Annotated in this window: 17 protein-coding genes; 4 read left to right on the top strand and 13 right to left on the bottom strand. The window is 70.4% G+C overall.

Translation table 11 applies throughout. The features are described from left to right. Nucleotides 1-17 precede the first annotated feature (17 nt). From MRBLMG1_RS28280 to MRBLMG1_RS28240, 9 genes are all read right to left on the bottom strand, one after another. Nucleotides 18-1,490 (bottom strand): non-reducing end alpha-L-arabinofuranosidase family hydrolase, encoded by a 1,473-nt coding sequence (locus tag MRBLMG1_RS28280; RefSeq protein WP_367826967.1) that lies wholly within the window; start codon nucleotides 1,488-1,490, stop codon nucleotides 18-20. Between the two features lie 61 nt (nucleotides 1,491-1,551). Further along, complete coding sequence (locus MRBLMG1_RS28275) at nucleotides 1,552-2,238, bottom strand: cupin domain-containing protein (RefSeq protein WP_414721663.1); 687 nt, start codon at nucleotides 2,236-2,238, stop codon at nucleotides 1,552-1,554. Next, entirely contained in the window at nucleotides 2,232-3,092 is an 861-nt protein-coding gene (locus tag MRBLMG1_RS28270; RefSeq protein WP_367826966.1) for a PmoA family protein, read from the bottom strand. The genes MRBLMG1_RS28275 and MRBLMG1_RS28270 overlap by 7 nt, the downstream gene beginning before the upstream one ends. Next, nucleotides 3,089-4,135 (bottom strand): Gfo/Idh/MocA family protein, encoded by a 1,047-nt coding sequence (locus MRBLMG1_RS28265; RefSeq protein ID WP_367826965.1) that lies wholly within the window; start codon nucleotides 4,133-4,135, stop codon nucleotides 3,089-3,091. Before MRBLMG1_RS28265 ends, MRBLMG1_RS28270 begins: the two co-directional genes overlap by 4 nt. Continuing rightward, nucleotides 4,132-5,172, bottom strand: a complete 1,041-nt coding sequence (locus tag MRBLMG1_RS28260; protein ID WP_367826964.1) for an endo-1,4-beta-xylanase — start codon at nucleotides 5,170-5,172, stop codon at nucleotides 4,132-4,134. The genes MRBLMG1_RS28265 and MRBLMG1_RS28260 overlap by 4 nt, the downstream gene beginning before the upstream one ends. 29 nt (nucleotides 5,173-5,201) lie before the next feature. Beyond that, nucleotides 5,202-6,566 carry a glycoside hydrolase family 30 protein gene (locus MRBLMG1_RS28255; protein WP_367826963.1) on the bottom strand — a complete coding sequence of 455 codons (1,365 nt, stop codon included), beginning with the start codon at nucleotides 6,564-6,566 and terminating at the stop codon, nucleotides 5,202-5,204. 69 nt (nucleotides 6,567-6,635) lie between these two features. After that, nucleotides 6,636-7,466, bottom strand: a complete 831-nt coding sequence (locus tag MRBLMG1_RS28250; RefSeq protein ID WP_367826962.1) for a carbohydrate ABC transporter permease — start codon at nucleotides 7,464-7,466, stop codon at nucleotides 6,636-6,638. Next, nucleotides 7,463-8,452 (bottom strand): carbohydrate ABC transporter permease, encoded by a 990-nt coding sequence (locus MRBLMG1_RS28245; RefSeq protein WP_414721662.1) that lies wholly within the window; start codon nucleotides 8,450-8,452, stop codon nucleotides 7,463-7,465. Before MRBLMG1_RS28245 ends, MRBLMG1_RS28250 begins: the two co-directional genes overlap by 4 nt. Beyond that, nucleotides 8,445-9,737 carry an extracellular solute-binding protein gene (locus tag MRBLMG1_RS28240; protein WP_367826961.1) on the bottom strand — a complete coding sequence of 431 codons (1,293 nt, stop codon included), beginning with the start codon at nucleotides 9,735-9,737 and terminating at the stop codon, nucleotides 8,445-8,447. Before MRBLMG1_RS28240 ends, MRBLMG1_RS28245 begins: the two co-directional genes overlap by 8 nt. Before the next feature lie 262 nt (nucleotides 9,738-9,999). Between MRBLMG1_RS28240 and MRBLMG1_RS28235 the strand changes: the two genes are divergently transcribed. The 4 genes from MRBLMG1_RS28235 (at nucleotide 10,000) to MRBLMG1_RS28220 (ending at nucleotide 16,486) form a co-directional block, all read left to right on the top strand. Next, nucleotides 10,000-11,013, top strand: coding sequence for a LacI family DNA-binding transcriptional regulator (locus MRBLMG1_RS28235; protein WP_367826960.1), 1,014 nt, complete (start codon nucleotides 10,000-10,002; stop codon nucleotides 11,011-11,013). A gap of 9 nt (nucleotides 11,014-11,022) precedes the next feature. Continuing rightward, the gene (locus MRBLMG1_RS28230; protein ID WP_367826959.1) at nucleotides 11,023-13,242 is read left to right on the top strand and encodes a beta-glucosidase; all 2,220 of its coding nucleotides are present in this window, start codon (nucleotides 11,023-11,025) and stop codon (nucleotides 13,240-13,242) included. Beyond that, on the top strand, nucleotides 13,239-14,726 hold the full coding sequence (locus MRBLMG1_RS28225) for a glycoside hydrolase family 43 protein (RefSeq protein WP_367826958.1): 1,488 nt from the start codon (nucleotides 13,239-13,241) through the stop codon (nucleotides 14,724-14,726). Before MRBLMG1_RS28230 ends, MRBLMG1_RS28225 begins: the two co-directional genes overlap by 4 nt. A 311-nt stretch (nucleotides 14,727-15,037) precedes the next feature. Further along, a complete protein-coding gene (locus MRBLMG1_RS28220) occupies nucleotides 15,038-16,486 on the top strand; it encodes an endo-1,4-beta-xylanase (RefSeq protein WP_367826957.1) in 1,449 nt (482 codons plus the stop codon). A gap of 57 nt (nucleotides 16,487-16,543) precedes the next feature. Here MRBLMG1_RS28220 and araD read toward each other — a convergent pair whose 3' ends face one another. From araD to MRBLMG1_RS28200, 4 genes are all read right to left on the bottom strand, one after another. Then, the gene (araD, locus tag MRBLMG1_RS28215) at nucleotides 16,544-17,257 is read right to left on the bottom strand and encodes an L-ribulose-5-phosphate 4-epimerase AraD (protein ID WP_367826956.1); all 714 of its coding nucleotides are present in this window, start codon (nucleotides 17,255-17,257) and stop codon (nucleotides 16,544-16,546) included. A gap of 44 nt (nucleotides 17,258-17,301) precedes the next feature. Then, the gene (araA, locus tag MRBLMG1_RS28210) at nucleotides 17,302-18,810 is read right to left on the bottom strand and encodes an L-arabinose isomerase (protein WP_367826955.1); all 1,509 of its coding nucleotides are present in this window, start codon (nucleotides 18,808-18,810) and stop codon (nucleotides 17,302-17,304) included. A gap of 209 nt (nucleotides 18,811-19,019) precedes the next feature. Then, nucleotides 19,020-20,726 carry a ribulokinase gene (araB, locus tag MRBLMG1_RS28205; RefSeq protein ID WP_367826954.1) on the bottom strand — a complete coding sequence of 569 codons (1,707 nt, stop codon included), beginning with the start codon at nucleotides 20,724-20,726 and terminating at the stop codon, nucleotides 19,020-19,022. Nucleotides 20,727-21,113: 387 nt separating this feature from the next. Then, a complete protein-coding gene (locus MRBLMG1_RS28200) occupies nucleotides 21,114-22,160 on the bottom strand; it encodes a LacI family DNA-binding transcriptional regulator (RefSeq protein ID WP_367826953.1) in 1,047 nt (348 codons plus the stop codon). Nucleotides 22,161-22,289 lie beyond the last annotated feature (129 nt).

Raw genomic sequence — 22,289 nt, 5'->3', positions numbered from 1 at the left:
GGAGCGGTGACAAGCGGTCAGCGCTGCTGCGTCAGCAGACCCGGGCGGTAGGGCCACTGGCCGTAGTCCCCGCCGGAGTTGGGGTCGCGGCCCTGGTAGAGGAACCGGAGGTTGCAGGGGTCGACCGTGAAGGTCTGGTCGGCGCCGGTGCGGATCAGTTCGCCGTGGCTGATGTCGTTGGTCCAGGTGGCACCGCTGTTGGCCTTGCCCGCGAAGGGGTTGCTCTCGGTCGCGGCCTGGGGTGTCCAGGAACCGTTGAGGCTGGTGGCCGTGAACGAGCGGAAGTACCGGCCCTGGGAGCCGATGGCCTCGACGATCATGAGATAGCGGTCCTGGCCCTGGAGCTTGTAGACCTGCGGGGCTTCGAACAGGTTGTTCGTCGTGTCGCTCATGACCACGGTCGAGGTCTTCCCGAAACTGCCGGGGAAGTTCCCGATCGGCATGCCGGCCCGGTAGATCTTGCCGTTGTCGCCGGCGAAGAACAGGTACATGTTCGTACCGTCACCGATGAGCGTCTGGTCGATGGGGCCCGTTCCCGAGTCGGCGATCGTCCCGGAGAAGAGTTCCTGCTCCGCCGACCAGCCGTTCGGGTTGGAGGGGTCGCTCGACGTCCGGTAGGAGAAGGCGGTCCTGCCCCACTGGTAGGCGAGCACCCAGGTGTTCTTCGGCGCGAAGTAGAAGAGCGTGGGCGCGACGACGGAACTCGACATCGTGTTCTGAGCCGTCGAGGCCATCTCCGACCAGTCGGTGAACGGGGCGAAGTTCATCGAGCCCCAGCCCGCTCCCGTTCCCGCGGCGCCGTGCGTCGTCGCGTAGACGAGCTGCTTGCCGTTGTAGGGGGCGACGGTGAAGTCCTTGAGCGAGGCCCAGCCCGCCTTGGGCTGCGCCAGCGCGCCCGTCGACGACCAGCGGTACGTCGAGGGAAGGGCGCAGGTGCCGGGAGTGCCGCCGGCCACCTTGACGAGCTGCCACTGCTGGTTGGCGCCGCCCCAGTCGTCGTACTGGACGACGTTCGCGCCGTCGGCGGTGGAGGCGCCCTGTACCTCGAGGGCCTTGCCGCTGTGTCGGGCGACGAGCCGCACGTGGCCGTCCGCGCTGTCGGCCAGGCGCCACTGCTGGTTGGTGGCGTTCAGGTCGGCCCACTGGACGATCGCGGCGCCATTGGCGGTGGAACCGTTCTGGACGTCCAGGACCTTGCCGGAATGGCGGGACTTGAGGCGGTAGTAGCCGTCGCCGGAGGCGACGAACTGCCACTGCTGCTGGTTCTGGTCGTTCCTGGTCCACTGGGTGATGCGGGCACCGTCGCCGGTCGCCAGGTTGTAGACGTCCAGGGCCTTGCCGCTGTTGCGGTTGACCAGCACGTACCAGGCGTTGGTGTCGACGGTCGCCGCGGCGGCGGGCGGGGCGGTGAGGAGAGAGGCCCCGAGCAGCAAGGACGACAGGACCGCGAGGACGAGACTCAGGACCAGGGGTGGACGGCGAAATCTCATCAGGAGAGCTCCTTCGGGGGTGGGGGTGAGGTGACTCCGACGAACCGCGCGCACGGCCGCGTCAGGAGGACGGGGACGGATAGGCGTGGAGAAGGCCGCACATGCCGAAGAGCGGGTCCTCCGGGCGCTCCAGCCGCGACACCTCGCCGTGGTCGAGGTGGGAGGGGTCTCCGGCCTTCAGCGCCGCCAGTTGGCCGCCGGTCGCGAGGGTCGCCGCCAGCGGGCCGTCGCGCCAGCGGAACCACCAGGCGTCGAGCAGCTCGCTCTTCAAGCGGTGCGCCGCGCTGTGGAACTCCCGCAGCCCTCCTTCGCGGCGCAGGGTCAGGAATCCCTCCAGTGCCAGGTCGCGGCGGCGGCGCGCCGCCGCGGCGTGGTCGCCGGTCAGGACGGCCGCCGCCCGGTAGGTGTCGGGATCGGCGAGGACGTGCGGGGGGAAGGTGAAGACGGCGTCGCCCGCCTCGGGGAGCCCGCTGTTCTGCATGAGTACGACGAGGCGCAGGCCGCCGGCGTTGACGAGACGGTGGATCGTTCCGGGGGTGAACCAGACGACGTCCCCGGGGCGCAGCGGTGTGTCGGCGAAACCGGAGGTGGTGAGGGTCTGGACGCTGCCCTCGCCGCCGATGACGACGTACGCCTCGGAGCAGACGAGGTGCATGTGCGGGGTACCGCCGCACAGCCCGTCGGCGGCCTCCCAGTCGTACACGGTCAGCCCGGAGATCCCCACACCGCCGGGGAGCGGGGTCACCACGGGTGTTCCTCGACGTGGCGGGACAGGCGCGAGGCGCTCCACGCGCCGTCGGCCACGACGATCCGGTACCGGCGCGACAGGGTGGCGCCCGGGGCCAGCGGCAGCTCCTTGCCGAACGCCAGGGACGGGTTGACGGCGGGGAAGGGCTCACTGCGGACGAACCAGTGGCAAGGGGCGTCCGGATCGTCCAGGAACAGCAGCGTGGAGGAGCGGTCGACCCCGTCGTGCGTACCGGTGAAGGCCAGCCAGTCGCCCTGCTCGCCCATGGCGGGGCCGATCACGTCACCGCCGGCGAAGTCGCGCGGCCCGCGCCAGAACAGGCCGGAGTATCCGGCGAGTTCTCTGCCCTGAGTGCCGGGGCTGCCGAACGTCAGGGCGGTGTCGTGGACGTTGGTCAGCGCGGTGGTGACCTCCAGGGTCCAGGAGTCGGCCGCCATGTCGCACGCCGTCAGCGTGCGGCGCTCGTCGATCCAGTGCTCCCCCGCCATGGTGTGCCAGGCCAGGTCCTCCGTGATCAGGGCGCGGACGTGGTCCGTCTCGGTTGACAGGGCGAGGCTGCGCATCGTGCCGAGGTTCGGGAGGTCGACGTAACCCTGCCCGCGCAGGTAGGTGCCGCCGCCCCAGAAGTTCTGCCCCGACACCCATGACGCCGTGAACTGGATGCCCTTGTGCCAGCGGTGGTCGTGCGGCCGGTACCCGGTGACCACGTCGCCGGCGAGCGTGCGCACCGGATGCAGGTAGGGCTTCGGCGCCTCGAAGGGGTCCATGACCGGACGGTGCACATAGCGGAAGAGGTCGACGTCGCGGGCCCGGACGATCAGCGAGTCCTCGTTCTCGTGGAGTTCGAACGTCATCGGAACACCTCCGGGCGTCCCCCGTCGAGTGAGCCGTAGAACGGGTCGGTCGCGTCGATCTCTCCGCGCCGGACCGGCAGGCCGGTGATCGCGGCCTTGTACAGGGCGGTGACGAGTTCCATGGTGGGCCTGCCGAGATCGGGCCGGAGCCCGGCCTCGTAGCCGTCCAGGAAGTCCGCGAGCTGGGCCGTGTGCGAGCTGGGCAGGTCGTCCGGCGGCTCCCACTTCGCGTGGGTCGACCTGGCGGTGAACGTCCAGTCCGCGTTGGAGTAGCCGTACAGGTGCCGCAGCTCGACCGTGGCGTCGGTGAGGTCGAACCGCAGGTAACTCTCCTCGCGTGGGGAGAGGACGCTGTTGACGACCGTCGCGATGGCTCCGTTCTCGAACCGGACCAGGGCCGCGGACACGTCCTCGGTCTGGACGTCGCGCTCCAGTCGGCCGGCCATCGCGCGTACCTCGACCCATGTGCCGAGCACCGCGAGCATCAGGTCCATCTGGTGGATGCCGTGGCCGAGCGTCGGGCCACCGCCCTCGCTGCGCCAGGTACCGCGCCAGGGCACGTCGTAGTAGGCGTCGTCGCGGTACCACGCCGTGACGCACTGCGCGACCAGCGGACGGCCCAGAATCCCGGCCGCGATCCGGTCGCGAAGGTACCGGGCGCCCGAGCCGTACCTGTGCTGGAACACCGCGCCCGCGACGGCGGTCCCTTCGGCGGCTTCGATCCGGTCGAGTTCGGCCAGCGACAGGGCCACCGGCTTCTCGCACCACACCCATGCCCCCGACTCCAGGCAGGCCACGGCCTGTTCGGCGTGGAGGGACGGCGGCGTGCACAAGTGCACGAGGTCCGGGCGCTGCTCCCGCAGCATCGTGTGCAGGTCGGTGTAGACCGCCGGGATGCCGTGCTCGGCCGCGAACGCCTCGGCGCGCGTGGCGTCCACGTCGACGGCCGCCACGATCTCGGCCCGGTGCGCCTGCGCCCGGAGGGCGGGTACGTGGCAGATGCCCGCGATCCCGCCCGTTCCGACGATCGCCGTCCTGATCATCCGCCCAGCACCTTCCTGATCGCGTGGTAGGCGGGCTTGGGCGACAGGTTCTCGTCGTAGGGCAGCGCGGCGCCCTCACCGGGGAAGACGGAGGGGATCCACGAGTACTTGTCCGTGTAGTCCCAGATGGTCACGCCGACGCATTTCCTGACCGCCAGGCAGGCCTTGACGTAGTCGGCGTACCAGGTGGCCTGGGTGGCGAGCTTCTCCGGGGTCGCGGGGAGGTTCATCCGGATGTCGAGCTCGGTGACCGCGACCTCGACGCCGAGGTCGGCGAAGCGCTGCATGTTCTGCCGGACGTCGGCGGGGAAGCCGTACTGGAGCGCCAGGTGCCCCTGGATGCCGAAGCCCTCCACGGGGACGCCGTCGGCCTTCAGCTGCTTGATCAGGTGGTAGTAGGCGTCGCTCTTGGGGCCGATCCCGTCGACGTTGTAGTCGTTGAGGTACAGCTTGGCGTGCGGGTCGACCTCGTGGGCCCAGCGCAGGGCGTCGGCGATGTAGCCGGGGCCGAGCGTCTTGTAGAAGACCGACTCGCGGTAGGTGCCGTCCTCGTTGAAGGCCTCGTTGACGACGTCCCAGTGGATGACCTTGCCCTTGTAGTGCCGGGCCACCGTCTGGATGTGGTTCTTGAGGACGGGCCGCAGCTCTTCGGCGGTCCAACTGCGCTCGGTGAGCCAGGCGGGGAGCTGGCTGTGCCAGACGAGGGTGTGGCCGCGGACCTTCTGGTGGTGGGCCTTGGCGAAGGCCACGACCTCGTCGCCGGCGGTGAAGTCGAAGACGCCGGGCTCGGGTTCGGTGGCGTACCACTTCATGGCGTTGCCGGGGGTGGTCTGTCCGAATTCGCTGCCGAGGAGCTTCAGGTAGGCGGCGTCGGTGAACTCGGGGTTGTCGGTGGCGGAGCCGAAGTACTTGTGGTGCTTCCTGGCCAGTTCGCCGAGCGTCCTGGGACGGGGTTCGGCGGTCGCGGGCGCGGCGGCGAGGCCGGCCGCGAGGCAGACGGCGGCGGACAGGGCGATGAGGTGCCGGGACAGGGACATGGATGACTCCTCGGAGGGGGGCCGGCGGTTCAGTCGAGGACGATCGTGGTCAGGGCGCGCGGGGCGAGTGTGGCCGTGAGGGTCGTGCCGTGCGTGGAGACGACGTCGGCCGGGGTGATCGAGCGGGTCTCGTCGGTGACGTACGCGTCGGGGTGCCGGTCGTGCCCGCCCCGAAGGGTGAGGGCGGCGGACTTCTCGGTGGTCGCGGTGTTGAGGATCTCGATCACGCGACTGCCGTCGGTGTTGCGGAAGGCGGTGATCCGCAGTGCCGGGTCGGTGTTCGCGACCTGGACGCGGACGGCATCGGGGCGGATGAAGCGGCTGAAGGCCGCCAGCGCCCAGTACCGCTTGGACACCCGGTAGTCGTCACCGGGGTTGGCGAGCTGGATGAGTCCCCGGGTCGCGCCGAGGGACGCGCCGGTCCAGTAGACGTAGGCGTTGGCGTTGCCGACGGTCAGGGTGTTCTGGATGTCGGCCGCGACGGTGAGGCCGTCGTAGCCGCTGCCGTCGTCCCAGTTCTCGTTCCAGGTGGTGCCGTCCGGCGACCATTCCGACATCCACACGCGCTTGTCGGTGGGTTGCGGGATCGCGGTCGGGCCGCTGTAGCGGTGCCCGGTGATGGTACGGACGGCCCTGTCGGCCGCCGGATCCGCCTCGATGGCCTCGGTGTAGGCCACCTGCCGGTCCCAGCCCGCGGCGTCGCAGCAGACCAGTTCCGTCTTCAGTCCGGAAGCGCGGACGGTCGATCCGAGCACCTTGAGGAAGTCGACGGCCTGCCGCGGGGTGAAGCGCATCGAGGCGTAGGTCGCCGTCCAGTCGGGTTCGTTGGTGAACGCCAGGTCGGTGATCCTTATGCCTTCCCGCTGGTAGAACTTCGCGTACTGCACGAGGTAGTTCGCGTAGGCCTGCCGCCATGCGGGCAGGAGCTCGCCGCCGTCGTTCTCGCTGCCGTTGGTCTTCATGAAGGCCGGCGCGCTCCAGGCGTCGGCGAAGAACCGTTCGACGCCGTACGCCTTGGCCTCCTTGGCGAGCCAGACCTGGCCGCCGTCCCAGCCGTCCCAGACGTACTTCGGTGTGGCGTCCGGCCCGCCGGGATCGGTGGGCAGGATCGTCGGCATGTGGTCGTAGACCCGGTCGGTCGACGACCCGATGCCCAGGCGCAGGATCGACAGGCCCGCGCCCTTGTCCTTGCTGAGCAGCAGGTCGAGCACCTCCCGCCGCTTGGCGGGGCTGAGGCCGCGCGCGCCGTGCAGCAGGTCGGCCCGCTGGAAGGCCATGGAGAAGCCGAATCCGTCGATGGGCTGGAGTGCGGCCCGGAAGTCGACGCCGACGGGTGCGGGGTGGGCCGGGGGTCGCGCGGGGTCGGCCGCGCCCTGCATTGTGAGCGCTAACATTACGACGGTCGTCAGGGCGGTCAGGCGTTTCACAGGTCTCCTCGGGGGTGGGGGTCACGTCGGGGCGGGTCACCCCTTGGTGGCGCCCGCGGTGAGGCCGCCGATCAGCTGCCGTTCGGCGACGGCATAGAAGGCGAGGGCGGGGACCATGGCGAGCACGATGTAGGCGAGGACGAGCGCGAAGTCGGTCGAGTACTGGCCCTGGAACTGCTGGACGCCGACCGGGATCGTCTGCCATTTCGGGTCGTTGAACACGAGCAGCGGCAGGAAGAAGTTGTTCCAGCTCGCGACGACCGCCAGCACCGAGACCGTGCCGAGCGCCGGACGGGCCATGGGCAGCAGGATCTTCCAGAAGAAGCGGAACTTGCCGCAGCCGTCCATGGTGGCCGCCTCCTCGATCTCCGCCGGGATGGTCCGGAAGAAACCGCGCAGGATCACGATCGTCATGGGGAGCCCGAAAGCCGCCTGCGGCAGGATCACACCGAGCGGGTTGTCGAGCAGGCCGAAGGTACGCAGCATGAGGAAGAGCGGGAGGACGGCCACCGCGAACGGGAACATCAGCCCGATCGTGAAGAGCGTATAGAACAACTCCCTGCCCCGGAAGGCATAACGGGCCAGCACGAACGCCGCCATCGCGGAGGCCGCCACCGTGCAGCACGTCGTGCCGATCGCGATGCCCGCGCTGTTGGCGATCTGCCGCCAGAACATTCCGTCGCCGAGAATTCCGGTGTAATTACCGGTCTTCCATTGCTCCGGCAGCCCGAACGGATTCGTCGTGAGCTCGCCGGTGCTCTTGAACCCGGAGATCACCGCGTAGAGCAGCGGCACCGCGACGAACGCGGCGATCAGCCCGACCACGGCGTGCAGCGAGAGGCCACGTGCCGTCCGGCGGGCGTTCATCGGCCGCCTCCCGTGGTGACGGCCCCGGTCAGGTCACGGCGGAGCACGTACCGCTGGTAGAAGAGGGAGAAGACCAGACTGATCATGAACAGGACCACGCTGATCGCACTGGCGTAGCCGACCTGGTACCGCTTGAACCCGAACTGGAACATCGCGATCGCCATCGTCTCGGAGGAGTGGTTGGGCCCGCCCGCGGTCATGACCCAGACGAGGTCGAAGAGCTGGATGGACCCGATGATCGAAAGGAAGACGCTGATCCGGATCGTCGGGCCGAGCAGCGGCAGCGTCACGTGCCGGAAGCGCTGCCAGGCGCCGGCGCCGTCGATGGAGGCGGCCTCCAGGATCTCGGGCGGGATGCTCTGCAGTCCGGCGAGGAAGAGCATCATGTGGAAGCCGAAGTACTTCCAGATCATGACCACGAAGAGGGTCGGCATGACCGTCGAGGGATCGGCGAGCCACGTGCCCTGCAACCCCTCAAGGCCCAGGAGGCCGGCGAGATGGTCGGCCATGCCGGCGCCGGGCAGGAAGATCATCGTGAAGAGGACGGCCGTGACCACCTCGGACAGGATGTACGGCGCGAAGAACAGCATCCGGTAGACGGCCCGGCCGCGGATCCTCTGGTTGAGCAGGACCGCGGTGAACAGGGCGAACGGCAGCTGGATGGTGATCGACAGGACGATCAGGTACAGCCCGCGCCCCAGATCGCCGAGGAAGACCTGGTCGTCGAAGAGCTTCGTGTAGTTCGCGAAGCCGACGAAGTCGTCCATGGGGCCGATCCCGCCCCATTTGAAGAAGCCGGTGTAGACGGCGACGACGATCGGGGCGAGGACGAAGACGAGGAAGAGGACCAGGGCCGGGACGAGGAACCAGGCGACCGACGCCCAGTCCCCCCACCCGCGCAGGCGCGACCGGGCCGGGGCGGGCGGGTGCGCCGGCACGGCCTCCTCCGTCCGCTCCTTCGCCAGGGTGGACACGGAGCTAGGCACTCTTCGCAGCCTCGGTGATCGACGTGGTGACCTGTTCGGGGGTCTTCTTGCCGGCGATGAGGTCGGCGACGCTGTCGTTGACCTCCTGGCCGACCGCCGGCGGGTAGGCCTGGTCGAGGAAGAGCTGGAAGCCCGTCGCCTTGACCAGGCTCTCGGCCACCACCTTCTTGTTGGCGTCGGTGAGCCCGCTCTCCGCGCCCTTGACCACCGGCAGGTAGCCGTTGGAGGCCAGCAGCTTGGACTCGTTCTCCAGGACGAAGAACTTCAGGAAGTCCAGTGCCTCCTTCGGGGCGCCCTTGCGCAGCGCGAAGCCACCGCCGCCGCCGAACACCTCGGTGGCCTGTCCCACACCGCCGTCGACCGTCGGGAAGGGGAAGAAGCCCAGGTCCGCTCCGAGGTCGGCGCCCGCGTCCTTCTGCACCGACGGCCCCCACTGCCCCATCAGCTCCATGGCGGCCTTGCCGTTGCCCATGGTCGCGGCCTGCCCGCCGGGGGTGGCGTAGCCGGCGCCGAGGAAGGCCGTCTGGAACGGCTGGAGGTCGACGAGCTCCTTGAGGTGGGCGCCCGCCTGGACGAAGCCGGCACCGGTGAAGTCCTTGGTGGTCGCGGCCTTCTGCAGCGCGGGGAGGCCGGCGACGCGCATCGCGAGGTAGGCCCAGTAGTAGTGGCCCGGCCACTTCTCCTTGCCCGCGAGGGCGATCGGCGTGATGCCCGCCGCCTTGAGCTTCCTGACGTCTTCGAGGAACTCGGCCCAGGTGGCCGGCGGGGCGGTGATCCCGGCCTTGGCGAAGTGCTTCTTGTTGTACCAGAAGCCGACCATGCCGATGTCGTAGGGCACCCCGTAGGTGCGGCCCCCGAACTGATAGGCCTGCAGCGAGACCGGGGTGAGCCGGGACGACCAGTCCAGGACGTCGGTGAGGTCCTCGACCAGCCCCGCGTCGACCTGCTGCTGCAGCACACCGCCGCCCCAGGTCTGGAAGACGTCGGGGAGCTTGCCCGACGAGGTGGTGGCGGTCAGCTTGGACTTGAACGCCTCGTTCTCCAACGAGGTGGTGTTGATCCCGATGTTCGGGTGGGCGGTCGTGAACGCCGAGGAGATCTGCGGGAAGAGGGACTTGCCCGGTTCCGTCGTGGCGATGTTCCACCACTCGAACGTCACCTTGCCGTCGGCCGACGCCCTGCCGCCCGATGCGCCGGCTCCGCAGGCCGCGGTCGTGGAGACGGACAGGGCGGTCAAGCCCGCGAGCGCAAGGAAGTTTCGTCGGCTCGGTGGAGTGCTGGCCATGGGACCTCCGTGAGGGGATGCCGGGTTCGACGCCGGGCCGCTGCCGGGTTCAGTGCCGGTCTCGCGAACGAAAACTTTTCGAAATACTCTCGAATTCCGTGGTGCCATAAACTAGGAACGCCGGGCTGCACGGTCAAGACCTCTCACCGATTTATCTCGGAACACCGCTTGATCCTGGGCTTGACAAGCAGTCGCACCGACCAGAAACTCTTCGAAAGTTTGCGATACCTGTCGTCGATCGACGGCGTCGAGAGGAGAGAAGTTGAGAGAGCAGCGTGCGACTCTGGCGGTCATCGCCGCGGAGGCAGGGGTCTCCCAGGCCACCGTCTCCAAGGTGATCAACGGCCGCTCCGATGTCGCGCCCTCGACGCGTGAACGGATCGAGGGCCTGCTGCGGTCCCACAACTACCTCCAGCCCGGCCGGCAGGGCAGGGCTCGCAGGTCGGGCCTGGTCGACCTGATCATCGGCGGTCTGGACAGCGCGTGGGCGGTGGAGATACTGCGCGGCGTCGAGGCCGAGTGCGCCCAACGGGGCGTCGGCACCGTCGTGTCACTCGTCCCGCCGGGCGAGGCCACGCCATCGAGCTGGGCCGCACTGCCGGTCCTGCACCACAGCGACGGCGTCATCCTCGTCACCGCCTCGGTCACCCAGGCCCAGCGCGCCCAGGTCGAACGCGGCGGGGTGGCGCTGGTCGTCATCGACCCGATCGACCTGCCGGGCAACGGTGTGCCGAGCATCGGCGCGACCAACTGGGCGGGCGGCCTCGCCGCCACCGAGCACCTGCTGGCGATGGGGCACCGCCGGATCGCCGCGATCGGCGGGCGCAAGGAGATGCTCTGCAGCCAGGCCCGCATCGACGGGTACCGGGCCGCGCTGGAGCGGGCCGGGATCGACGTCGATCGCGACCTGATCCGGTTCGGCGACTTCCAGCACGAGGGCGGGTTCCGGCGCGCCCAGGAGCTGCTCGCCCTCCCCGAGCCTCCGACCGCCATCTTCGCCGGCAGCGATCAGCAGGCGATGGGCGTCTACGAGGCCGCCCGGCAGGAGGGGCTGAGCATCCCGCGGGACCTCAGTGTGGTCGGTTTCGACGACCTGCCGATGTGCGAATGGCTGTCACCTCCGCTGACGACCGTGCGTCAGCCTCTGGAGGAGATGGGCCGGCTCGCCGCCCGCACGCTGTTCCAGCTTCTGGAGGACCAGCCCCTGGTCAGCCCCCGGATGGAGCTCTCGACCGAGCTCAAGGTCCGGCTCTCCACCGCCCCGCCCCGTCCCTAGGAGAACCCTGTGACCGAGCCCTGGCGTGATCCTCTCCTGCCCGCTTCCGTGCGAGTCGCCGATCTGCTGAGTCGGATGACGCCGGAGGAGAAGGCGGGGCAACTCACCGGCTTCTGGGCACTGCCCTCGCATCCCGGAGTACCCGTCGCGCCGATGGAGGACGATTCCGGCGAGCCCGCGCCGGGCCTCGACGACATCGTCGGGCACGGACTCGGCCAGCTCACGCGGGTGTACGGAACCGCCCCGATCACCGCGGAAGCCGGGATGGAGCGGCTCGCCTCACTCCAGCGGCAGGTGGCCGGATCCGGCCGGTTCGGTATCCCGGCGATCGCTCATGAGGAGTGCCTGACCGGGTTCATGACGTTCGGGGCCACCGTCTTCCCCGGGCCGCTCGCCTGGGGCGCGTCCTTCGATCCCGGGCTCGTGCGGCGCATGGCCACCGCCATCGGCGAGGGGATGCGGCGGGTCGGCGTCCACCAGGGGCTGGCTCCGGTGCTCGACGTGGTCCGCGACTACCGGTGGGGCAGGACCGAGGAGTGCATCGGCGAGGACCCCTATCTCGTCGGGGCGATCGGCACCGCCTACGTGCAGGGCCTGGAAGGCGCCGGCATCGTGGCGACGCTCAAGCATTTCGCCGGGTACTCGGCCTCGCGCGGCGGCCGGAACATGGCCCCCGTCGCCTCGGGGCCGCGCGAGTTCGCCGACGTGCTGGTCGAGCCCTTCGTACGGGCGCTGCGCGAGGGAGGCGCCCGGTCCGTGATGAACAGCTACACCGACGTGGACGGCGTCCCGGTCGCCGCCGACGAACGCCTGCTGACCGGACTGCTCAGGGATGAGCTCGGCTTCGGCGGTGTCGTCGTCGCCGACTACTACTCCGTCTCCTTCCTGGAGAGCAGGCACGGCGTCGCGGGGTCGCGCGGCGCGGCCGGCGCGCTGGCGTTGACCGCCGGAATCGACGTCGAGCTGCCCACGGCCCGCTGCTACGGCGAGCCACTGACCGCACTGGTGCGGTCGGGAGACGTTCCGGGGAAGCTCGTCGACCGGGCCGCGGAGCGGGTCCTGCTGCAGAAGGCCGAGCTCGGTCTGCTCGACCCCGACTGGGAACCCGTCAAGCCCGAGCCGGTCGACCTCGACCCGCCGGAGAACCGGGCACTGGCCAGGCTCCTGGCCGAACGTTCCACCGTGCTGCTCGCCAACGACGGCATCCTGCCGCTGCGTCCGTGCCGGGTCGCGGTCAGCGGGCCGTACGCCGACGACCCCCACTCCTTCCTCGGCTGCTACTCCTTCCCCAACCACGTGGCGCTGCCCGGCGACCCCGGGCTGGAGATCCCGACGCTCGGCGAGGCGCTCGCCGCTGCCGGGTTCACGGTCACCGCGGAAGATCCGGAGGTGAACGTGCTGGTACTCGGCGACCGGGCCGGCATGTTCGGCCGGGGCACCTCGGGAGAGGGCTGCGACGCCGAGACCCTCGACCTGCCCGGCGACCAGGCCGCGCTCGCCTCCGCCGAGCTGGACTCCGGGGTGCCGACCGTCCTGGTCCTCGTCTCCGGCCGGCCCTACGCGCTCGGCTCGCTGGCCGAGCGCGCGGCGGCCGTCGTCCAGGCCTTCTTCCCCGGCGAAGAGGGCGGGACGGCGTTGGCCCGGATCATCAGCGGTGCCGCGGAACCGTCCGGGCGGCTCCCCGTCTCCATCCCCCGCCAGGTCGGCGGACAGCCCGGCACCTACCTGCACTCCACGTTGGGCGGGCGCACCGACTGGAGCTCGGTGGACCCGACTCCGCTGTTCCCGTTCGGGCACGGGCTGAGCTGGACCAGCTTCACCTGCTCGGATCTCACGGTGGACCCCGTCGCCCCGACGGACGGAGCCGTCTCCGTCGCGGTCACCGTACGCAACGTCGGCGAGGTGGCCGGGACCGAGGTGGTCCAGCTGTACCTCTCGGACCCCGAGGCGTCCGTCGTGCGGCCGCGGCGGTGGCTCGCCGGATTCGGCCGGGTCGAGCTGCGGCCGGGCGAGGCCGCTCGGATCACCTTCTCCGTCCATGCCGACCGAACCTCGTTCACCGGGGTCGACCTGCGCAGAAGAGTGGAGCCGGGAGAGATCGGCGTGGCCGTCGGACGGTCCAGCGGCGACCTCCCGCTCCAGGGCTCCTTCACCCTGCGCGGCCCCGTGCGTCACCCGGCGGCCGACCGCGTGCTGTCCGTGCCGGTCGAGATCGTCCCGGTCCCGTGAGTACGTCCTTCGGCGATCCCGTGCTGCCCGGGTTCCGGCCCGACCCTTCGGTCTGCCGGGTGGGAGCGGACTACTACCTGGTGACGTCCAGCTTCGAGTGGTTCCCGGGCCTTCCTGTGTTCCACAGCCGCGATCTCGTGAACTGGCGGCGTCTCGGCTCCGCGCTGGACCGGCCGTCCCAGCTCGATCTGGACGGGTGCGGGCCCTCGCGCGGCCTGTTCGCGCCGACGATCCGGCACCATGACGGGGTGTTCCATCTCGTCTGCACGCTGATGGACGGCCCCGGCCATTTAGTCGTCACGGCGACCGACCCGGCGGGACCGTGGTCGGAACCGCACTGGTTGGAGGGCGAGGGTTTCGACCCGTCGCTGTTCTTCGACGACGGGCCGAACGACGGCGACAGCGACGGCCGGGCCTGGTTCACCGCCGCCCGGGTCCTGGACGAGGCCGCCGGCCGCACCGAGATCTGGATGCGTGAGTACCTTCCCGGTGAACGACGGCTCACAGGACCCGAGTACGTCCTGTGGTCGGGAAGTCGGCCGGGCGCCCGCTGGTCGGAGGCCCCGCACCTCTACAAGATCGACGGTACCTATCTCCTGCTCACCGCGGAGGGCGGTACCGATGTGGACCACAGCGTGGTGGCCGCTCTCGCCGACCACGTGACCGGCCCGTACAGGGGCACCCCCGGCAACCCGGTCCTCCCTCCCGCTCAGAGGGGACCCGTCACCTGCACCGGGCACGCCGACCTCGTGCAGACCCCGTACGGCGACTGGCGGGCCGTCCTCCTGGGCGTCCGCCCGGGTTCCGCCGTCGGCCGCGAGACCTTCCTCAGCAGGGTCACCTGGAACGACGGCCGGCCGGTCTTCTCCCCCGTCGACCACACGAGCCCCCGCCAACGTCTCCACGACGACTTCGCCGTCCTCTCCACCGACTGGAGCACCCTGCGCACCCCACGCGCGCCGTTCTGGACCACCGGCGACGGGCTCCGCCTCCGACTCCGCCCCGAACGCCTCGGCGAACGCACCGTCCCCTCCCTCCTGGTCCGCCCGCAGGAACAGCCGGACTGCGACGTCTCCACCGAACTGCGCTTCGTCCCCGCCTCACCGGATGAACAGGCCGGGCTCGCCGTAGTCCTCGACGACGACGCCCACCTCCTCTTCCTGCGCACCGAGGAAGGGCTCGTCCTCCGCCACGGGGTCGAGGTCCTGGCCGGCGCTCCCGTCCCCCCGGGGCCCGTGCGCCTGGGGGTCCGCATCCGGGGCTTCGGCCACACCTTCGCCCACGCGGCGCCCGACGGCCCCTGGCAGGACCTGGCCACCGTCGAAGCCACCTTCCTCACGCCGCTGTTCACCAGCGTCCAGCTCGGCCTCTACGCCACCTCCCACGGCCGCCCGTCCACGAACCGAGCCCACTTCACGTGGTTCGACATCACATATCCGCACCGGCCCTCCGGGGCGACGGGCATCGACGCCCCGAAAATGTGAGGCGAGGCAACCACTCGCTTATACAGGAGGCAGTCCCGGCATTTCTTGGAGCACCCTTTCGAGCGGCTTCAAAGGCCCCATTCTCGGGCCGCATTCCCGAAACATCTCCGAAACACTTGACATGTCCCTGCGGTGTTTCCAGACTGAATCCCGAGGCGCCGCCTCCCCTTTACCTGCATGTCGCGGCGCCGGCCTCGCATCATCGCGCCCTGATGGTCCGCGTCCTTTTCCCACGCACGCGGACATCACCCTCGCGGAATCCTTCCGCCGCGCTCGCATCCATCCGTGATTTCCGTACTGGAGGTCCAGTCATGCGTTCACATGCCATTCCCCCGTCCACCGTCCGCCGGAAAACAGGTGGCCTCTGCGCGGCGCTGATCGTCGGCGTCCTCGGTTCCGCCACCGTGCTGGTGGCGCCGCTGACCTCACAGGCCGCCGAGAGCACGCTCGGCAGTGCGGCGGCGCAGAGCGGCCGGTACTTCGGCACCGCCATCGCCTCGGGCAGGCTCGGCGACGCGACGTACACGACGATCGCGAACCGCGAGTTCAACTCGGTGACGGCCGAGAACGAGATGAAGATCGACGCCACCGAACCCCAGCAGGGCCGGTTCGACTTCACCGCCGGCGACCGCGTCTACAACTGGGCGGTACAGAACGGCAAGCAGGTACGGGGCCACACCCTGGCCTGGCACTCCCAGCAGCCCGCCTGGATGCAGAACCTCAGCGGCAGCGCGCTGCGCCAGGCCATGACCAACCACATCAACGGCGTGATGGCCCACTACAAGGGCAAGATCGGCCAGTGGGACGTCGTGAACGAGGCCTTCGTCGACGGCACCTCGGGAGCCCGGCGCGACTCCAACCTGCAGCGCACCGGCAACGACTGGATCGAGGTCGCCTTCCGCACCGCACGCGCCGCCGACCCGGCCGCCAAGCTCTGCTACAACGACTACAACGTCGAGAACTGGACCTGGGCCAAGACCCAGGCCGTGTACGCCATGGTCAAGGACTTCAAGCAGCGCGGCGTGCCCATCGACTGCGTCGGCTTCCAGTCGCACTTCAACAACGACAGCCCCTACAACAGCAACTTCCGCACCACCCTCCAGAGCTTCGCCGCCCTCGGCGTCGACGTGGCCGTCACCGAACTCGACATCCAGGGCGCCTCGGGCACGACCTACGCCAACGTGACCAACGACTGCCTGGCCGTCCCGCGCTGCCTCGGCATCACCGTCTGGGGCGTGCGCGACACCGACTCCTGGCGAGCCGAGCACACGCCGCTGCTCTTCAACGGCGACGGCAGCAAGAAGCCCGCCTACTCCTCCGTCCTCAACGCGCTCAACTCCGCCTCCCCCAACCCCACCCCCACTCCGACCCCCTCCCCCGGCTCCGGAGCGATCAAGGGAGTCGCCTCGGGCCGCTGCCTGGACGTACCCGGCGCCGTCACCACCGACGGCACCCAGGTCCAGCTGTGGGACTGCAACAACCGCACCAACCAGCAGTGGACGTACACCGCCGCGGGTGAGCTCAGGGTCTACGGCGACAAGTGCCTGGACGCCGCCGGCACCGGTAACGGCGCCAAGGTGCAGATCTACAGCTGCTGGGGTGCCGACAACCAGAAGTGGCGCCTCAACTCCGACGGCTCCATCGTCGGTGTCCAGTCCGGCCTCTGCCTCGACGCCGCTGCCAACGGCACCGCCAACGGCACGCTGATCCAGCTCTACTCCTGCTGGAACAGCGGCAACCAGCGCTGGACCCGCACCTGACCCGCTGCCGCACACCATGGAGGGGAGCCGGGATGATCCTGGCTCCCCTCGGTGCGATCAGGCGGAGGAAGGGTTGCCGTAGTAGGCGTCCGGGCCGTGCTTGCGCGTGAAGTGACGGTCCAGGAGGTGCTGCGGGGGCTCGACCGTGCCCAGGGCGATGGTGTGGAGGGCCATCTCGGCCACCGCCTCGCAGATGACGGCGTGCTCCAGGGACGTGGTGGCGTCGGCGCCCCAGGTGAAGGGGCCGTGGTGGGCGACCAGGGCGCCGGGGACCTCGCGGGCCCGGGTGTCGTCACGGCCCAGCAGGTCCACGATGACCTGGCCGGTGTTGTACTCGTAGTCCGTGGCGCACTGCTGGGGGGTGAGGGCCTCGGTGACGGGGACGGGACCGTTGAAGGTGTCCGCGTGGGTCGTGCCGAGCACCGGTATCGGACGCCGGGCCTGGGCGAAGGCGACGGCGTGGGTGGAGTGCGTGTGGGTCACGCCTCCGATGGAGGGGAAGGCCAGGTAGAGGCTCCGGTGCGTCTCCGTGTCGGTGGACGGTCGCAGGTGGCCTTCCACGACGCTTCCGTCGGACAGGGAGACGACGACCAGGTCCTCCTCGCTCAGCACGTCGTAGGCCACACCCGAGGGCTTGATGACGAAGACGCCGGCTTGTCGGTCCACACCGCTCACGTTGCCCCAGGTGAGGGTGGCCAGACCGGCCCGGGGGATGCGGAGGTTGGCCTCCAGTACCTCCCGGCGCAGTTCCTTGGAGACGGCGGTGGTCACGGAGGGCTCCGTCCTCGTGGGGGTGGATGGGGTGGCGGGGGTGCTCACAGGCTCTGGGCCAGACGGTGGTACGCCTGGTTCCAGCGCAGCTCGCGCGTGAAGCGCCGGACGGTGGTGTCCTCGTCGATGACGGCGAGTTCGGTCCGCAGCATCTCGGCGAGGTCTTCGAGCTCCTCGCCGCCGAGGGCGGTGGTCAGCACGGTGTGGTGCGGTGCCCCGGCCGTCAGCCAGGCCTCGGTGGAGGTACGGAGGTCAGGGCGGGGGCGCCAGACGGCGCGGGCGACAGGGAGCCGGGGCAGCGGCTCGGGCGGAGCGACGACGTCGATGTGGTTGGCGACGAGGCGGAACCGGTCGCCCATGTCGGCGAGACCGACGACGACGGCCGGACCGGGATCCGCGTCGAAGACGAGGCGGACCGGGTCCTCGCGTCCGCCGATCCCGAGCGGATGGATCTCGCAGCTGGGCGCGGCCGTGGTGAGGGAGGGGCAGACCTCCAGCATGTGGGCGCCGAGGATGAGTTCCCGGCCCGGCGTGAGGTCGTAGGTGTAGTCCTCCATGAAGGAGGTACCGCCGGGCAGGCCGTGACCCATCGCCTTGAGGGTGCGCAGCAGGGTGGAGGTCTTCCAGTCCCCTTCGCCCCCGAAGCCGTAGCCGTCCGCCATCAGGCGCTGCACGGCGAGGCCGGGCAGCTGGCGCAGGCCGCCGAGGTCCTCGAAGTTGGTGGTGAAGGCGCGGAACCCGCCTTCCGTGAGGAAGGTGCGCAGACCGGCTTCGACGCGGGCGGCGTAGCGCAGGGACGCGTGGCGCTCTCCGCCGGGGCGCAGCTCGGGCGCGAGGGCGTAGAGGTCCTGGTACTCCTTGACGAGGGCGGTGACGGTGTCCTCGTCGGTGGCGTCGACCACGGCGACGAGGTCGTTGACGCCGTACGTGTTGACCGAGACCCCGAACCGCAGCTGCGCCTCGACCTTGTCGCCCTCGGTGACGGCGACGTCGCGCATGTTGTCGCCGAACCGGGCGAGCTTGAGGGTGGCGAGTTCGGCGCGGCCGACGGCGGCGCGGGCCCATCCGGCGATGCGGTCGACGACATCGGGGGTGGAGACGTGGCCGGCCACGGTCTTGCGCGGGACGCCGAGGCGGGTCTGGACGAAGCCGAACTCGCGGTCGCCGTGAGCGGCCTGGTTCAGGTTCATGAAGTCCATGTCGATGGTGGACCACGGCAGTTGGCGGTTGGCCTGGGTGTGCAGGTGCAGCAAGGGCTTGCTGAGGGCGTCGAGGCCGGCGATCCACATCTTGGCCGGGGAGAAGGTGTGCATCCAGGCGATCAGGCCGATGCAGCGGTCGTCCGCGTTGGCCTCCAGGCAGACCGCGCGGATGGCGGCCGCGTCGGTGAGGACCGGCTTCCACACCAGGCGGACGGTCATCTGGGGCTGCCCGGCGAGGGTGTCGCAGATGGCGCGGGACTGGTCGGCGACCTGGGCCAGGGTGTCGTCGCCGTAGAGGGCCTGGCTTCCGGTGAGAAACCAGATCTCGCGGTCGGGCTGGGCGAGCGTCATGTCGGGTGTGCTCCTCGGAGGTGCGGGGGCGGGAGGGGTCGGGCCGACGGAGGCCAGGAGGCGGAGAGCCGGTGGCGGCCGGGGGCGCGGAGGTCGGGGGCGGAGAGCCGGTGACAGCCGGGGGCGCGGAGGCCGGGTGGCGGAGAGCCGGTGGCGGCCGGGGGCGGGGAGGTCGGGCCGACGGAGGCCGGGGCGGGGAGGCGCCCCGGTCAGCCGGTGGTGACCCGGCGTGCGGTGTTGCGGATCCGTCGCAGGCGGTGCAGGAGGAGGTCCGCGCCGATGCCGAAGTGGTCGTGCAGGGCGCGGTACGCGTCGAACAGCGCGTCGTAGGCGTCCGCCCGTGCGGGGTCGGGCACGTACGCGTGGCGCTGGACGCTGCCCATCGCGGAAGCGGCGGACCGGACGTCGGGGTAGGCGCCCGCGGCGACGGCGGCGTGGATGGCGGAGCCGAGCGCCGGCCCCTGCTCGGAGGTACCGACGGACACGGGGCGGCGGAGCACGTCGGCGTAGATCTGCATGAGCAGCGCGTTCTTCCTCAGCCCTCCGGTGACGATGAACTCCTCGACGGGGATCCCGCCGCCCTCGAAGGTCTCGACGATCATCCGGGTGCCGTAGGCGGTGGATTCGAGCAGGGCCCGGTAGACGTCCTCGGGCCGGGAGTCGAGGGTGAGGCCGGCGACGACTCCGGAGAGGTGGTGGTCGACCAGGGTGGAGCGGTTGCCGTTCATCCAGTCCAGGGCGACCAGGCCGTGCGCGCCGACCGGCTGGTCGGCGGCCTTGCGGGTCAGGAGCTGGTGCAGGTCCTCGCCCGACGCGTCGGCCTCGGCGCGGTAGTGGTCCGGGACGCCTTGGCGGAGCCACCAGGCGAAGATGTCGCCGACCGCGCTCTGGCCGGCCTCGTAGCCGTAGGCACCCTCGACGATGCCGCCGTCGACGACCCCGCAGATGCCAGGGATCTCGGCGAGGGTGGCGCCGTTGAGTACGTGGCAGGTGGAGGTGCCCATGATGGCGAGCATCCGGCCGTTCTCGACGGCACCCGCCGCGGGCGCGGCCACATGGGCGTCGACGTTGCCGACGGCGACGGCGATGCCCTCGGGGAGCCCGGTCCAGTGCGCGGCCCGGGCGCTCAGTCCGCCGGCACGGGAGCCCAGAGGTGACAGCGGGTGTTCCAGGCGCGTGGCGGGGAAGTCGGCGAAGTCCGGGTGGAGTCGGGCGAGGAAGTCGGGCGAGGGGTAGGCGCCGTCCTGGTGGATGCCCTTGTAGCCGGCGGTGCAGGTGTTGCGGGACTCGGTGCCGGTCAGTTGCCAGACGATCCAGTCGGCCGCCTCGATCCAGCGGGCGCAGGCGGCGTAGACGGCCGGATCCTCTTCCAGGACCTGCAGGGCCTTGGCGTACTGCCACTCGGAGGAGATCTTGCCCCCGTACCGGGCGATCCACTTCTCGCCGCGGGCGTGAGCGAGGGCGTTGATGCGGTCGGCCTGCCCCTGGGCCGCGTGGTGCTTCCACAGTTTGGGCCAGGCGTGCGGGCGGTCGGCCCACTCGGGCGTCAGGGCGAGCGGGGTGCCGTCCGGGGCGGTCGGGAGGACCGTGCAGGCGGTGAAGTCGGTGGCGATGCCGATGACGCGGGCCGGGTCGACGCCGGCGTCGGCGAGCGCCGCCGGAACGGCGGTACGCAGGACGTCGCGCCAGTCCTCGGGGTGCTGCAGGGCCCAGTCGGGGGGCAGGGGGGCGCCGGTGGAGGGAAGGTGGTCCTCGATGACTGCGTGGCGGTACTCGTGGACCGACGAACCGAGTTCGGCGCCGTCCCGGACCCTGACCACGACGGCGCGCCCGGAGAGGGTGCCGAAGTCGACTCCGATGGTGCAGGCCTCGGGATGGTGGCGGGCTGCGGGGTCGGAAAGGGCGTGTGTGGTCACGATGCGGTCTCTCTCGTCATGAGCAGGGCCAGAGGAGCACCCTGATTGTTAACGCTCACAATTGCGTTGGACAAGAGCTGGGTGCAGTTCTGTCGAATTTCCGGCAGGTTGAGGAGCCTCCAAAGTGAGCGCTCACTTGTATGTCGGAGGTAGCCCTCGGCGCCGACGACCGGCGCAGAGGTAGCCCTCGGCGCCGCGACGGGCCCGGCAGGAGCCGGGGCGGAGGCGGCCGCAAGGGGCAGCGAAGCGGTCGGCGAAAGCGGTCGGCGAAAGCGGTCGGCGAAGGCACGCGCAGGGGCGGCCGGCGCACGTGCACCGACGGACACCGGACGGCCGAGGAGGCCCCTCACCGGCGGCAGGAGGGGGCGGCGAGAGCCGTCCGCCGCGTCAGGATTCGTTCGAGGGGCGCGTGCTCGCGCGCATGATGAGCTGCGGTTCCACCAGGAGGTGCTCGGCCTTCCGGGCGCGACCCTCGATGTGGTCCACCAGGAGCCCGATGCTCCGGCGCCCGATGGCGGCGAAGTCCTGCCGGACCGTCGTCAGCGGCGGAGGGAAGAACTCGGCCTCCGGGATGTCGTCGAAGCCCGCGACGGCCACCTGTCCGGGGGTGCGGATCCCGCCCTCGCGCAGCGCCCTCAGGACACCGAGCGCCATCTGGTCGTTGGCGACGAAGACGGCCGTGACCGGTGTCGCCCCGCGGCGCGCCAGCGCGAGGCCCGCGAGTTCCTGCCCCGCCCGGTACCCGGACAGCGGGCTCCAGTCCCCCGTCAGGACGCGCGGAGGGCGGATGCCGCTCTCCTCCAGGACGGTGCGCCATCCCGCGGTGCGGGCCTCGCTCTCCAGCCAGTCCTCGGGACCCGCCACGTGCCAGACATTGCCGTGCCCGGCGGCGAGCAGGTGCTCGGTGACCATGCGCGCGCCGAGCTCCTGGTCGAGGGAGACGCCGGGAAGGTCGAGCTGATGGCCGCCCTCCACGGTGACCACGGGGAAGGGCGCGTCCAGTTCGGCGAGCGCCTGCACGTGCGAGCGCTGCGGGGTGATGGCGACGACACCCTCCACGCCCCAGGCCGCGAGGTGGTCGATGGCGTCCTTGAGCCCCTGCCCCGCTCCGGTGCGCAGACTGACGGTCGACACCAGGTAGCCCTGCTCCCGGGCCGCCTCCTCCAGGCCGGTCAGGGTGCTGGCGGGGCCGTACAGGGCGGTGTTGACGGCGATGACGCCCAGTGTCCTCGTACGGCGCGTCACCAGGGCGCGTGCGGCGGAGTTGCGGCGGTAGCCCAGCCGCTCGATGGCCAGGGTGACCTGCTCCCGGGTGGCCGCGCGCACGTTGGGGTGATCGCTCAGCACCCGGGAGACGGTCTGGTGGGAGACCCCCGCCTCACGTGCGACGTCGGCCATCGTCGGCGGGCGGACGTCTTCCGCGGGATGCGCCACGTTCGCCTCCCTTCTCCCTGCTTACGGCTGAGTATCGATACGAGAAAAACCTTAGCGCCTCTTGTATCACGCCGTTGTGAGCGCTAACAATCTAGCTCGACCGGGGTGCCGAAGCCCTGGACACCCAGC

Source organism: Streptomyces sp. LMG1-1-1.1, assembly GCF_040815545.1.
GTDB lineage: Bacteria > Actinomycetota > Actinomycetes > Streptomycetales > Streptomycetaceae > Streptomyces.
Note: the sequence above shows the minus strand (reverse complement) of the source record. Positions and strands in the feature narration are given on the sequence as shown.

Bases quoted from the DNA above. Each gene is read 5' to 3' on its own strand.
- MRBLMG1_RS28250 (WP_367826962.1), bottom strand. From the start codon at position 7,466: ATGAACGCCCGCCGGACGGCACGTGGCCTCTCGCTGCACGCCGTGGTC.
- MRBLMG1_RS28260 (WP_367826964.1), bottom strand. From the start codon at position 5,172: ATGTCCCTGTCCCGGCACCTCATCGCCCTGTCCGCCGCCGTCTGCCTC.
- MRBLMG1_RS28240 (WP_367826961.1), bottom strand. From the start codon at position 9,737: ATGGCCAGCACTCCACCGAGCCGACGAAACTTCCTTGCGCTCGCGGGC.
- MRBLMG1_RS28220 (WP_367826957.1), top strand. From the start codon at position 15,038: ATGCGTTCACATGCCATTCCCCCGTCCACCGTCCGCCGGAAAACAGGT.
- MRBLMG1_RS28265 (WP_367826965.1), bottom strand. From the start codon at position 4,135: ATGATCAGGACGGCGATCGTCGGAACGGGCGGGATCGCGGGCATCTGC.
- araA (WP_367826955.1), bottom strand. From the start codon at position 18,810: ATGACGCTCGCCCAGCCCGACCGCGAGATCTGGTTTCTCACCGGAAGC.
- MRBLMG1_RS28280 (WP_367826967.1), bottom strand. From the start codon at position 1,490: ATGAGATTTCGCCGTCCACCCCTGGTCCTGAGTCTCGTCCTCGCGGTC.
- MRBLMG1_RS28270 (WP_367826966.1), bottom strand. From the start codon at position 3,092: ATGACGTTCGAACTCCACGAGAACGAGGACTCGCTGATCGTCCGGGCC.
- MRBLMG1_RS28255 (WP_367826963.1), bottom strand. From the start codon at position 6,566: ATGTTAGCGCTCACAATGCAGGGCGCGGCCGACCCCGCGCGACCCCCG.